Annotated in this window: 15 protein-coding genes and 1 tRNA gene; 8 read left to right on the top strand and 8 right to left on the bottom strand. The window is 68.5% G+C overall.

The window, feature by feature from the left end:
• Positions 1-2: 2 nt before the first annotated feature.
• From CRT60_RS30615 to CRT60_RS30580, 8 genes are all read right to left on the bottom strand, one after another.
• Positions 3-461 carry a hypothetical protein gene (locus CRT60_RS30615; RefSeq protein WP_098740211.1) on the bottom strand — a complete coding sequence of 153 codons (459 nt, stop codon included), beginning with the start codon at positions 459-461 and terminating at the stop codon, positions 3-5.
• A 91-nt stretch (positions 462-552) separates the two neighbouring features.
• Positions 553-1,545: a thiamine-phosphate kinase gene (gene thiL / locus CRT60_RS30610; protein ID WP_098740210.1), complete on the bottom strand. Its 993-nt coding sequence runs from the start codon at positions 1,543-1,545 to the stop codon at positions 553-555.
• 173 nt (positions 1,546-1,718) lie between these two features.
• Positions 1,719-2,306 (bottom strand): transcription antitermination factor NusB, encoded by a 588-nt coding sequence (gene nusB / locus CRT60_RS30605; RefSeq protein ID WP_098740209.1) that lies wholly within the window; start codon positions 2,304-2,306, stop codon positions 1,719-1,721.
• Positions 2,307-2,341: 35 nt separating this feature from the next.
• On the bottom strand, positions 2,342-2,806 hold the full coding sequence (gene ribH, locus CRT60_RS30600; protein ID WP_098740208.1) for a 6,7-dimethyl-8-ribityllumazine synthase: 465 nt from the start codon (positions 2,804-2,806) through the stop codon (positions 2,342-2,344).
• A gap of 18 nt (positions 2,807-2,824) precedes the next feature.
• Entirely contained in the window at positions 2,825-3,964 is a 1,140-nt protein-coding gene (gene ribB / locus CRT60_RS30595; RefSeq protein ID WP_098740207.1) for a 3,4-dihydroxy-2-butanone-4-phosphate synthase, read from the bottom strand.
• Positions 3,961-4,548, bottom strand: coding sequence for a riboflavin synthase (locus CRT60_RS30590; RefSeq protein ID WP_098740206.1), 588 nt, complete (start codon positions 4,546-4,548; stop codon positions 3,961-3,963). Before CRT60_RS30590 ends, ribB begins: the two co-directional genes overlap by 4 nt.
• A 78-nt stretch (positions 4,549-4,626) precedes the next feature.
• A complete protein-coding gene (gene ribD, locus CRT60_RS30585; RefSeq protein WP_342210690.1) occupies positions 4,627-5,769 on the bottom strand; it encodes a bifunctional diaminohydroxyphosphoribosylaminopyrimidine deaminase/5-amino-6-(5-phosphoribosylamino)uracil reductase RibD in 1,143 nt (380 codons plus the stop codon).
• A 25-nt stretch (positions 5,770-5,794) separates the two neighbouring features.
• Entirely contained in the window at positions 5,795-6,289 is a 495-nt protein-coding gene (locus CRT60_RS30580; protein ID WP_098740204.1) for an outer membrane protein assembly factor BamE, read from the bottom strand.
• Between the two features lie 132 nt (positions 6,290-6,421).
• On the opposite strand from CRT60_RS30580, the gene CRT60_RS30575 reads away from it, so the two are divergent.
• From CRT60_RS30575 to CRT60_RS30540, 8 genes are all read left to right on the top strand, one after another.
• Positions 6,422-7,003, top strand: coding sequence for a ubiquinol-cytochrome C chaperone family protein (locus tag CRT60_RS30575; RefSeq protein ID WP_098740203.1), 582 nt, complete (start codon positions 6,422-6,424; stop codon positions 7,001-7,003).
• Positions 7,004-7,171: 168 nt separating this feature from the next.
• Positions 7,172-7,759: a YceD family protein gene (locus CRT60_RS30570; protein WP_098740202.1), complete on the top strand. Its 588-nt coding sequence runs from the start codon at positions 7,172-7,174 to the stop codon at positions 7,757-7,759.
• 190 nt (positions 7,760-7,949) lie between these two features.
• Positions 7,950-8,138: a 50S ribosomal protein L32 gene (gene rpmF, locus CRT60_RS30565; RefSeq protein ID WP_012973646.1), complete on the top strand. Its 189-nt coding sequence runs from the start codon at positions 7,950-7,952 to the stop codon at positions 8,136-8,138.
• Positions 8,139-8,220: 82 nt separating this feature from the next.
• Positions 8,221-9,273, top strand: coding sequence for a phosphate acyltransferase PlsX (gene plsX / locus CRT60_RS30560; protein WP_098740201.1), 1,053 nt, complete (start codon positions 8,221-8,223; stop codon positions 9,271-9,273).
• Positions 9,274-9,276: 3 nt separating this feature from the next.
• Positions 9,277-10,248, top strand: coding sequence for a beta-ketoacyl-ACP synthase III (locus tag CRT60_RS30555; RefSeq protein ID WP_098740200.1), 972 nt, complete (start codon positions 9,277-9,279; stop codon positions 10,246-10,248).
• Positions 10,249-10,405: 157 nt separating this feature from the next.
• Entirely contained in the window at positions 10,406-10,738 is a 333-nt protein-coding gene (locus CRT60_RS30550) for an integration host factor subunit alpha (protein WP_098740199.1), read from the top strand.
• Between the two features lie 103 nt (positions 10,739-10,841).
• The gene (locus CRT60_RS30545) at positions 10,842-11,318 is read left to right on the top strand and encodes a MerR family transcriptional regulator (protein ID WP_098740198.1); all 477 of its coding nucleotides are present in this window, start codon (positions 10,842-10,844) and stop codon (positions 11,316-11,318) included.
• 94 nt (positions 11,319-11,412) lie between these two features.
• Positions 11,413-11,489 (top strand) — tRNA-Pro (locus CRT60_RS30540).
• Positions 11,490-11,525: the final 36 nt, after the last annotated feature.

The raw sequence follows: 11,525 nt of genomic DNA, 5'->3' as shown, positions 1-11,525 counted from the left end.
GGTCAGAGATTGCGCTGCGTAACCGCCTGCACCAGCACGTCATAGACCGCGTCCTTGCCGACGACTTTGCCGGCGGCCTCCACCAACTTGGCCTTTACGGCAGGAATATTGACCAAAGCCCCGTTCAGGATCGACTTGTCGGCGACGCCGCCATAGAGCGCGGTCAGGAAGGCATCGGTCAGGCGCGGCTGGTTGGCCTGGACCATCGGCTGCTTTTCCAGAAGCACTTCCACCGCGACCACGACCGTCACGAACTGTTCGACTCGGGTCGGGCCGATCATCGGCACCACCAGCGGGGGCAGGCGGACGAAGGCGGTCGGCGGCTTGGGGGGCGGCTCCACCTTCTTCGGTGGTGCGTCTGGATGTTCGGTGAAGTATTTCTGATAGACGAACCAGCCACCGAAGCTGGCGCCGCCCAGCAACACGATGCCGAGAACGAGGACGATCAGAGCCTTGACCACGGCAACACACCTTGCGCAAACGGCGAATCGCCGAACCCTGCGCCGCGGATGCTTTCGATTGTCTTAAATGCCGGGCGTCGGAACCGGACGGTCAGAAATGGTCCCAGCCGCGCCGGACCAGCGCCAAGGGCGCCCCGGCACCGTCCAGTACCACCACTTCGCCGGGCGTGCCGGGGCGGAGTTCGCCGATCTCGGTGATCGCGACCCCGCAGTCGGCGGCCAGCGTCGCCAGGGCGTCGCTGGCCGACGGCGGGGCGGTGAACAGAAGCTCGTAATCGTCGCCGCCGGTGATGGCGAGAGCGAGCCTCACCGGATCGCCGTCGATGGCGCCGCGGGCGGCCTCAGACAGCGGAACCGCATCGGCGTGAAGCAGGGCGGCGCAGCCGGACTCCTCGCAAAGATGGCCAAGGTCGGCGACCAGCCCGTCCGACACGTCCATCGCACCGCTGGCCAGCCCGATCAGCCGCGGCCCGACGCCCATGCGCGGGTCGGGCCGGCGCATGCGGCGCAACAGATGGGCGCGGGTGTCCTGGGCCGGGATGTCGAGACGGCCATAGGCGACTTCGAGCCCGAGCGCGGCGTCGCCGATGCTGCCGGTGACGAAGACGCGGTCGCCTGGCTGCCCGCCCCAGCGCGGCAGGGCGCGGCCGGTGGGGACCAGTCCGAAGGCGGTGACCGACAGGGTGATGGGGCCGCTGGTCGAGACCGAATCGCCGCCGGCCAGCGCGATGCCGAACTGGCGCTGCTCCTCGCCCAGCCCGGCGGCGAAGCCCTCCAGCCAGGACTCGTCCAGGCCGCGGGGCAGGGCGGTCACCAGCGTGTAGGCCAGCGGCTCCGCCCCCATGGCGGCGAGGTCGGACAGGTTGCTGCGCATCAGCTTGGCGGCGATGTCGGCCGGCGCATCGTCGGGGAAGAAATGCACCCCGGCGACCATGGCGTCGGTGGTGACGACCAGTTCCCGCCCGTCGGGCACGCCGAACACGGCGGCATCGTCCCGCAGACCGCGGGCACCGGGAAAACCGGCGGCCAGCGGCTTGAAGAAGCGGGCGATGCGGCCGAACTCGCCGAGGGTGGGAGTGGTCATTGGGGAGCGCCTTCACGCTCCCTCTCCCGCCCCGGGAGAGGGAAGGGGCCCAAGCGGAGCTTGGGAAGGGTGAGGGGTTTCGCAAGGGTCGAAGGGGATCGATGTCCGGATCGCCCCTCACCCTCCCGCCTTCGGCGGGTCCCTCCCTCTCCCGGGGCGGGAGAGGGTATATTCTACTCCTCGGCCGCGCTGCGGCCGGGGTCGGGCTTGGCGAGGTCGTCGGCGCGCAGCGCGCGGGCGACATGGTCGAGCACGCCGTTCACCATCGCCGGCTCGCGGCCGGAGAAGAAGGCGCGGGCGACGTCGACATACTCGCTGATGAGGATGCGCGGGTGGGTGTCGGTATGGACCGCGATCTCATAGGCACCGGCGCGCAGGATGGCGCGCAGCAGCAGCTCCAGCCGGTCGAGCGGGAAGCGCGGGTCGAGGGCGGCGCCCAGCACCCCGTCGACCTCGGCGCGGCGGTGGATCGCACCGCGGACGATGTCGGCGAACAGCTGCGGATCGCCGGAGACGAACTTGTCGCCGTCGATCTCTTCGCCCAGCCGGTGGGCGACGAATTCTCCGACGACATTCTCGACCGGGGCCTGGGCCAGATCGATCTGGTACAGCGCCTGGGCCGCGGCCAGACGGGCGGCCTTGCGGCGCGCCTTGGCGGAGCCGCCGCCGGTCTTGTTCTTGCGGGACTTGGACTTGCCGCCCTTCGGTTGACCGGAGGCGCGTTCGGGTGTCACGGGGCTGCCCGCGTCGTCGTTGCTCATGATCTGCAGTCGCTAAAAGAGAGGAGATGTCGGGGTCAGCGCGGATAGAGGCGGAATTTGCGCTTCAGGTCAATCATGTCAAGACAGGCCCGCGCCGCGCGCCCGCCGGTATTGACCGATCCGACATTGGCCCGCGCCCAGGCCTGCTCGCGGTTTTCCACCGTCAGGATGCCGTTTCCGACCGCCAGACTGTAGCGCAGGGCCAGATCCTGCAGGCCGCGGGCGCTTTCGGCACAGATGGTGTCGTACCGCGTCGTCTCGCCCCGGATCACGCAGCCCAGCGCGACATAGCCGTCGAAACGCTTGCGGGCGGTGAAGAAATCCATGGAGCGGATGGCGTACATGATCGCCGCCGGAAGCTCCAGACAGCCGGGCACGCCATAGCGGATGTGCGTGGCGCCGGCGCGGTCGAGTTCCGCGACGGCGCCGCGCGCCAGCTCATCGGCGATGTCCTCGTGGACGCGGGCGTCCACGACCATGATGTGGGGCGTGTCGGTCATCCGGCGGCGTTCTGGTCCTCAGTCCTCGCCGGGGTCCGCGGCACCCGGATTGATCGCGCGGTGGCCGACCACGGTCAGGCCGTAGCCCTCCAGCCCGATGATCGGCTTCTTGCGGTTGGAGATCAGGGTCATCTTGCGCACGCCCAGATCCAGCAGGATCTGCGCGCCGATGCCGTAGTCGCGCAGTTCCGGAACGCTGCCGGCCTGACCCTCCAGCCGCGCCTTCAGCACGGTGGACAGGCCGTTCGGGTTCGGCTCGCGCAGCAGCACGACGACGCCGCGGCCTTCCTTGGCGATCAGCTCCATCGAGGCATGCAGGTCGTTGTCGCGACCGGAGTTGCGGTCGCCCAGCACGTCGTCCAGCACCGACTGGGCATGCATGCGCACCAGCACCGGCTCGTCGCCGGAGATGTCGCCGCGCACCAGGGCGATGTGCTCCGCATACTGGATCTTGTTGATGTAGACGTAGGACTGGAAGCGCCCGCCATAGCGACTGTCGAGATTGCCGGCCAGAACCTGCTCGACGATGGTCTCGGTGCGGCGGCGGTAGGCGATCAGGTCGGCGATGGTGCCGACCTTCAACCCGTGGAACTGGGCGAACTGCACCAGATCCGGCAGGCGGGCCATGGTGCCGTCGTCGTTCATGATCTCGCAGATCACCGCGGACGAGGAATGGCCGGACAGCCGGGCGATGTCGACCGAGGCCTCGGTATGGCCGGCGCGGACCAGCACGCCGCCGTCACGCGCCAGCAGCGGGAAGATGTGGCCGGGGGTGGCGAGGTCGTGCGGGCCGGACGCCGGGTCGATGGCGACGGCGATGGTGCGGGCGCGGTCGGCGGCGGAGATGCCGGTGGTCACGCCTTCGCGCGCCTCGATGGAGACGGTGAAGGCGGTCTGGTGGCGCGAGGCGTTCTGCTGCGCCATCAGCGGCAGGCGCAGCCGTTCGATGTTCGGCCGGTCCATGGTCAGGCAGATCAGGCCGCGCCCGTGCTTGGCCATGAAGTTCACCGCGTCCGGCGTGGCGCAGGAGGCGGGGATCACCAGATCGCCCTCGTTCTCCCGATCCTCGTCGTCGACCAGGATGAACATCCTGCCCTGACGCGCCTCTTCGATGATCTCTTCGGCCGTCGACAGGTAGTGGTGAAACTCGGACGTCATTCCTGCCCCGCGAGCCGGGCGACATAGCGCGCCAGCATATCGATTTCGAGATTGACCGCATCGCCCTCCGTCAGCCCGCCGAAAGTGGTGGCGGTCTGGGTGTGGGGGATGATGTTGACGCCGAAGCGGTTGCCTTCGACCTCGTTGACGGTCAGCGACACGCCGTCGATGGCGACCGAGCCCTTGGGCGCGATGTATTTGGCGAGGGTGGCCGGCGCCTCGAAGGTCAGGCGCAGCGATTCGCCTTCGGGGCGGATCGACAGCAGCCGGCCGACCCCGTCGACATGGCCGGACACGATGTGGCCGCCCAGCTCGTCGCCGACCTTGAGCGCTCGTTCCAGGTTGACGCGCGTGCCGGCCTCCCAGCCGCCGAGCGTCGTCTTCGACAGGGTTTCCCCAGACGCCTGGATGACGTAGGCCCCCGGTCCCTTTTCGATGACCGTCAGGCAGACGCCGTTATGGGCGATGGACGCCCCGATCGCGATCGTCTCCGTGTCGAAGGCGGTCTCGATGGTGAACCGGGTGTCGCCCTGCCGCTCCACGGCCCGGACGCGCCCGACATCGGTGATGATTCCGGTGAACATGCGGGGGAATTTAGCAGGTTTCGCGGCCAGGGGAAGCAGGCGCGACACCGCAAGCGGCGCAACGGTCTGTTGCGCGGGCTAGACCGACGCTTTGGGGCCGATCCGGCGATAGCTTTCGGCCAGATCGGCACCGGCGCTGCGGACGGCGGTGCATTCGAAGCGCGCCATGGCGGCCAAAGCCTCGACTCCGAAGCCGGCGACCGCCGGCAACCCGTCGCCGCCGATCAGCGAGGCGGCCCGGAACCACTCCAGCCGGTCGACCAGACCGGCACCGAGCAGGGCGCCGGCCATCGACGCTCCCCCCTCCACCAGCACGCGGGTGATGCCGCGGGCGGCGAGGGCCGTCATCGCTGCGGTGGGATCGACCCGTCCGTCGGGGCCGGCGGCGACCGGAATCGGCTCGACGCCGAGCGCTGCCAGAGCCTCGGCCCGCGCGGGGTCGGGGGTGGGGCCGGTGACGACCCAGGTCGGGATATGGCGGGCGCCGGTGGCGAGCTTCGCCGTCGGTGGCAGGCGCAGGCCGCTGTCCACCACCACGCGCACCGGGCTGCGGTCTTCCAGGCCGGGCAGGCGGCAGCTCAGCTCGGGATCGTCGGCCAGTGCGGTGCCGATGCCGACCAGGATGGCGTCATGGCTGGCGCGCAGCCGGTGGCCCCAGGCGCGGGCGGTCGGGCCGGTGATCCACTGCGACTCGCCGGTGGCGGTGGCGATCCGGCCGTCCAGCGTGCTGGCGACCTTGCATGTGACCAGCGGGCGGCCCAGCGTGATGCGGTTGAAGAAGCCCTCGTTCAGGGCCAGCGCTTCGGCCTCGCAGACGCCCGTCGTGACCGCGATGCCGGCATCGCGCAGCCGCGTCAGCCCACCGCCGGCAACCCGCGGGTCGGGATCCTGGCAGGCGACGACGACGCGCGCCACCTTCGCCTCGACCAGCGCCAGGGCGCAGGGCGGCGTCTTGCCATAGTGATTGCAGGGTTCCAGCGTGACGTAGGCGGTGGCGCCGTCCGCCCCGCCGGAAAAAGCGCGGGCGCGGGCCAGCGCCTCCGTCTCGGCATGGGGGCGGCCGCCGGGCTGGGTCCAGCCGCGGCCGATCACGGCGCCGTCGCGGACCAGCACGCAGCCGACCGCGGGATTGGGCCAGGTCCGTCCCAGCCCGCGCGCCGCGAGCGACAGGGCGGCGCGCATATGGTGCAGGTCGGTGTCCGTATCGGGAGGAATGGGCACGGCGGGCCGGGCTATCGGCCGGCGATCAGCTGCCGGGGCCCTTGCCCTTGGTGTCCTTGGCGGAGAAGCGGCCGACGTTGCCCATCATCTGTTCCAGGAAGCCCATCTCGCGGCCGGCGGTGGGGGTCGTGCGCTCCACCAGATCGATGTCCTGGCCGTTCGACTTGTCGAGCGTCTTGATCTCGCGCAGGACGCCGTTGTCGTCGAAGTGGGCGACGACGACGCGGCGCTCCGTCACTTCCGGCTCGAAGAAGGCGGTCTTCTCGGTCTTCTGCCCGATATAGTACCAGACGTTCGGATCGAAGGTCCCGACCGAGGTCGGCGTGCCCAGCACCGCGGCGACGTCGTCGCGCCGGCTCTGGCCCGGTTGCAGTTCCGCCACCAGCTGCGGGTCCGTCAGGTTGCCGCGGGTGGCGACGGTGGGCGAGCAGCCGGTCGCGGCGAGGCCGGCGAGCAGGACGCTGCCCAGCAGGGCGGTGCGAATGACGGTGCGGGGGGCGGAAAAGTTCGATCTGGTCATGGTGCTCGGGCTATGATGGAGCCGGCGGGGCAGCGAGGCCGTTCACGGCTGTGGACAGTCTCCGGGCGGGACAATCGCACCGGCTGCTTCGCCCTGTCAACGAGACTCCGAGTCGGGGAAGGGCTGCCGTTCGTGTCAGGAAGCTTTATCGGCCGTTTGCTGGGCACTCTGTCGGGTCGTGTCGGGGGCGGAGACCGTGCCCGCACCGCCGCCGCGGTGGGCGGCCTGTTCACCGCCATCGTCGGGCAGGCCCGCGAACCGGGCTTCTACAGCGCGCTTTCCGTGCCCGACAGCCTGGACGGGCGGTTCGAGATGGTGGCGCTGCACATGCTGCTGGTGATGCGCCGGCTGAAGGGGCAGGGGGCGGAGGCGGGCAAACTGTCGCAGCGCCTCTACGAGACGATGGTCGACGATTTCGAGAAGTCGCTGCTGGAGATGGGGGCCGGCGACAGCGGCATCGCCCGGCGCGTGAAGACGATGGCGCGCGGGATGGCCGGGCGGATCCGCGCCTATGACGAGGCGCTGGCCGACTCCGACGGCCGCAGGCTGGAGGTGGCGCTGGACAACAACCTCTACGGCACGGTCGATCCGGTGCCGGACGGGGCGCTGGCGACCATGGCCGCCTATGTCCGCAGCTGTGCCGCGACGCTCGACGCCCAGCCGCTGGAGTCGCTGATGCGGGGCGAGATCCGCTTCGCACCGGTGCCGGCCTGAGCGCTTCCCTATATATGAAGTGTGGCCCTGCGATATCTTTGCGTCCCGCCGACGCCTGCCGCCGCGTCTGGGGGCTTGCCTTTCCGCGCCGCGGGCTGCATGTGACTCGGGTGTCGCCGGGCGTTTGCCGCGCCGGCCGTTTTGGTTTTCGATCGGAAAGTCTTTGCCATGAGCCCTGCCAACGGCACCCTGCCGGCCCCGGAATTCTCGCGCGTCGTCAATGCCGACACGGTGCGTCGTGCCGAGGTGAGCGAAACCATCGAAGCGACCGAGAAAGAGCGCCGCGCGCTCGCCGAACGGCTGGAGCTGGAGGCGATCGGCAGCCTGACCGCCACGGTGAAGCTGCGCGCCGTGCGCGGCGGCCAGATGATCCGGGTGTCCGGACAGCTGGAGGCCGACGTGGTCCAGACCTGCGTCGTGACGCTGGAGCCGGTGCCGGCCCATGTCAGCGAACGCTTCGAGGCGCTGTTCGCTCCGGAGTCGATGATCGAGGACCCGGGGCTGGAGATCGATTTCGACGCCTCCCTGTCCGACGAGGATGTTCCCGAGCCGATGGAGAACAACCGAATCGACATCGGCGAGCTGACGGCGCAGCACCTGTCGCTGGGGCTCGACCCCTATCCGCATGCCGAAGGCGTGGACTTCGAGGGCTACCGCGAGCATGAGGAGGGGGAGACGGTGGAGGAAGAGCCCGCCGCGGAGTCTGAAAAACCCAATCCCTTCGCCGTCCTGCAGCAGTTGAAGCCGCGGGACTGATCCGGCTGTTGCTTTCTCCGCCGCGTCTTGTATAAGGGCCGGCACTTCCACCCCCACCAATGAGCGGCCCGGGGTTGCGAAATGGGGGTTGTTCGGGCTTGCCCTTTTGGGGCATTTGCCTTATTGAATGCCGCTCGCGCTGGGCGGCCCCTGTTCGGGCCGCCCTTTCCAATGAAGAGAGTTTACGGTCATGGCTGTTCCGAAGAAGAAGACCTCCAAGTCGCGGCGCAACATGCGTCGTTCGCACCACGCTCTGCCCACCTCGGCCTACAATGAGTGCCCGAACTGCGGTGAGCTGAAGCGTCCGCACCACGTCTGCGGGTCTTGCGGCCATTACGACCAGCGTGAAGTGGTTCAGAGCGGCACCGCGGCCGCTTGATCCGCATCGCGTTGTCTGAGGTCCCGTTGATCGGGGGCGTCCGTCGCCCCTGCCGGGGTCCAAGCCGGGGAGCCTGTTCGCGGTGAGCCAGCGCCTGACCATCGCCCTGGATGCCATGGGTGGCGATCACGGTCCCGACATGGTCATTGCCGGGGCGGACATCGCGCGGGAACGCCATCCCGACGTGCGTTTTCTGCTGTATGGCGACCAGCAGCGGCTCGAACCGCTGCTGAACCAGCGGCCTGCGTTGAAGGCGGTGGCGGAAATCCGCCACACCGCCGACTTCGTGGCCGGGGACGCCAAGCCTGCGATTGCGCTGCGTGCGGGTCGCCAGTCCAGCATGAGGCTTGCCATCGACGCCGTTGCGGCGGGCGAGGCGGCCTGTGTGGTGTCGGCTGGCAACACCGGCGCCCTGATGGCGATGGCCAAGTTCGTGCTGAAGACGCTGCCGGGCATCGACCGGCCGGCGATGGCCTCCTTCTTCCCGACGCAACGGGGCGAGAGCGTGATGCTGGACCTCGGCGCCAACGCCGAGTGCCAGCCTGAAAACCTCGTCCAGTTCGCCGTGATGGGGGCCGTCTTCGCACGTGCCATCCTGGGCCTGCCGCAGCCGTCGATCGGCGTGCTGAACATCGGCTCGGAAGACATGAAGGGCAACGAGGTGGTGCGTGCCGCGGCGGCCAGCCTGCGCGACATGCCGCTTCCCGGCCGCTTCCATGGCTTCGTCGAAGGCACCGACATCGGGCTGGGCACGGTGGACGTCATCGTCACCGACGGCTTCACCGGCAATGTCGCGCTGAAGACGGCGGAGGGGACGGCGAAGCTGTTCTCCGAATTCCTGCGCCGCACCTTCGCGACGTCCTTCCTGGCACGGATCGGTTATCTGCTGGCCCGCGGCGCCTTCAAGCGCTTCCGCGAGCGGATCGACCCGCGCCGCTACAACGGCGCGATGTTCCTCGGCCTGCGCGGCGTCTGCGTGAAGAGCCATGGCGGCACCGACGCTGTCGGCTTCGCCAATGCCGTTGCGGTCGCCATCAATCTGGCGACGCACGGCTTCAACGAACGCATCAAGGAAGAGATGGGACGTATAGCCGACGCGCCCCCTCTTCCCGACACGAAGGCGGCGGCGGGCTGAACAATGGTCATGCGTTCCCGAGTTCTGGGTTGCGGCATCTTCCTGCCGTCCAACGTTGTCACAAACCAAGATCTGGAACAGCGGGTCGACACGACGGACGAATGGATCGTCCAGCGCACCGGCATCAGGTCCCGCCACATCGCCGCCGAGGGGGAGAAGACCTCCGACCTCGCCATCGCCGCGGCGACGCGGGCGCTGGAGCATGCGGGCGTGCCGGGCGGCAGCATCGACTGCATCATCCTGGCCACCACCACCCCGGACAACACCTTCCCGGCCACGGCCACCAAGGTGCAGGCCGCGCTGGGCGCCGGCGGTTTCGCCATGGACATCCAGGCGGTCTGCGCCGGTTTCGTCTATGCCATGTCGGTTGCCGACAATTTCCTGCGCAACGGTCAGGCGCGCCGCGCCCTGGTGATCGGTGCGGAGACCTTCTCCCGCCTGCTGGACTGGAACGACCGCACCACCTGCGTGCTGTTCGGTGACGGCGCCGGCGCCATCGTCATGGAGGCCTACGAGGCCAAGGGCGATTCGAGCGACCGCGGCGTGCTGTCCACCCACCTGCATTCCGACGGCAACCAGTACGACCTGCTCTATGTCGATGGCGGCGCGTCGTCGACCGGCACCATCGGCCATGTCCGCATGCATGGGCAGGAAATCTTCCGCCATGCCGTGTCGAAGCTGTCGGCGGTGGTCGAGGAGGCCCTGGCCGCCAACGGCCTGGAGTCGACCGACATCGACTGGATGGTGCCGCACCAGGCGAATCGCCGCATCATCGACGGGCTGGCCCGCAAGATGAAGCTGTCGCCGGAAAAGGTGGTGCTGACGGTGGACCGCCACGGCAACACCTCCGCGGCCTCGATCCCGCTGGCCCTGGGCGAAGCGGTGGCGGACGGCCGCATCAAGCGCGGCGACCTGATCCTGATGGAAGCCATCGGCGGCGGCCTGACCTGGGGGTCGGCGCTGGTCCGCTGGTAAGGCGCCGGCATCCTCCGCATAGCGCGCTTCCGTCATGCTGCACTGCACGCCCGGCCGGGCTTCGGCCGGGCCGTATGAGGCTGCCAAGCTTTTGAATTGACGGACCTTCTTCCGCCGGATTACCGTCTTTGCAACGGTTGCGGGGGGAGGTCTGACAATGTCGCAAAATACCGTAACGCGCGCCCAACTGAGCGAAGCCGTCTACCAGGAAGTCGGACTTTCGCGCAACGAATCGGCCGACCTGGTCGAAACGGTGCTGGACGAGATTTCCGATGCCCTGTCCCGGGGGGAGATGGTCAAGATCTCGTCCTTCGGCAGTTTCCAGGTCCGCCAGAAAGGCGAACGGGTCGGCCGCAACCCCAAGACCGGGGAAGAGGTGCCGATTCTGCCGCGCCGTGTTCTGGTGTTCCGTGCCAGCCATGTGCTGAAGCACCGGATCAACGAGGTCCAGGAGGGTGGGGCACCGACGCCTGCGCGGGCGCTGTCCTGACGCCGGTCGATTGCGATGACCTGTCCGCCTTGCCTGTCGCCGTGCCGTGCCTTACCGCGGATCACTGCTGGCGGCCTCTGCCGGACGGCGGCCTGATCGCGCCATGAAGTCCGCCACGGCCTATCGCACCATCAGCGAGGTGTCGACCGATCTCAACGTGCCTCAGCATGTGCTGCGGTTCTGGGAAACGAAGTTCCCCCAGATCCGCCCGCTGAAGCGCGGTGGCGGCCGGCGCTATTATCGGCCGGAGGATGTCGAACTCCTGCGGCGGATCCAGGCTCTGCTGTATGAGGACCGCTACACCATCAAGGGCGTCCAGCGTCTGCTGAAGGAAGGGCGCATGTCCGACCCGACGCCGCCGCTGCCCGAGGATGCCGACGATGGCGGCGGGCCGGTCGATGCGGAAGGCTTCGGCGGCGATGTCACCGACGATGACAGGGATGACGGCGGGGAGAGGGGCGAGGATCATCCGCCGCTGTCGGACGCGGTCCGGCACGAGATCGCCATGGTTCTGGACGAGCTGAAATCTCTGCAATCGATGCTGTCACGTCTGTCCGAAATAGGGAGCAAAAAAAGCTGAAAAATCATCACGGGAGATGTTGCATCGGCGAAAGCCCGCGGCTATAGTCCCGTTCCCTTCCGGAGCCAAGCCGCAAGCACTGCGGTGATGTTGACGGAGCGTAGCGCAGCCTGGTAGCGCATCAGACTGGGGGTCTGGGGGTCGCAGGTTCGAATCCTGTCGCTCCGACCAGTTCCGGAGGGAACGAAAAAGCCTTGGAACCCAACG

This window comes from Azospirillum palustre (assembly GCF_002573965.1).
GTDB classification, from domain to species: domain Bacteria; phylum Pseudomonadota; class Alphaproteobacteria; order Azospirillales; family Azospirillaceae; genus Azospirillum; species Azospirillum palustre.
This window is presented reverse-complemented; position numbering and strand designations above follow the sequence as displayed.

What these genes read in the sequence shown, in the direction of transcription:
- nusB (WP_098740209.1), bottom strand. Translation starts at nt 2,306, where the DNA reads ATGAGCAACGACGACGCGGGCAGCCCCGTGACACCCGAACGCGCCTCC.
- thiL (WP_098740210.1), bottom strand. Translation starts at nt 1,545, where the DNA reads ATGACCACTCCCACCCTCGGCGAGTTCGGCCGCATCGCCCGCTTCTTC.
- ribH (WP_098740208.1), bottom strand. Translation starts at nt 2,806, where the DNA reads ATGACCGACACGCCCCACATCATGGTCGTGGACGCCCGCGTCCACGAG.
- CRT60_RS30580 (WP_098740204.1), bottom strand. Translation starts at nt 6,289, where the DNA reads ATGACCAGATCGAACTTTTCCGCCCCCCGCACCGTCATTCGCACCGCC.
- CRT60_RS30550 (WP_098740199.1), top strand. Translation starts at nt 10,406, where the DNA reads ATGTCGCAAAATACCGTAACGCGCGCCCAACTGAGCGAAGCCGTCTAC.
- CRT60_RS30555 (WP_098740200.1), top strand. Translation starts at nt 9,277, where the DNA reads ATGGTCATGCGTTCCCGAGTTCTGGGTTGCGGCATCTTCCTGCCGTCC.
- CRT60_RS30545 (WP_098740198.1), top strand. Translation starts at nt 10,842, where the DNA reads ATGAAGTCCGCCACGGCCTATCGCACCATCAGCGAGGTGTCGACCGAT.
- CRT60_RS30570 (WP_098740202.1), top strand. Translation starts at nt 7,172, where the DNA reads ATGAGCCCTGCCAACGGCACCCTGCCGGCCCCGGAATTCTCGCGCGTC.
- ribB (WP_098740207.1), bottom strand. Translation starts at nt 3,964, where the DNA reads ATGACGTCCGAGTTTCACCACTACCTGTCGACGGCCGAAGAGATCATC.
- CRT60_RS30590 (WP_098740206.1), bottom strand. Translation starts at nt 4,548, where the DNA reads ATGTTCACCGGAATCATCACCGATGTCGGGCGCGTCCGGGCCGTGGAG.
- rpmF (WP_012973646.1), top strand. Translation starts at nt 7,950, where the DNA reads ATGGCTGTTCCGAAGAAGAAGACCTCCAAGTCGCGGCGCAACATGCGT.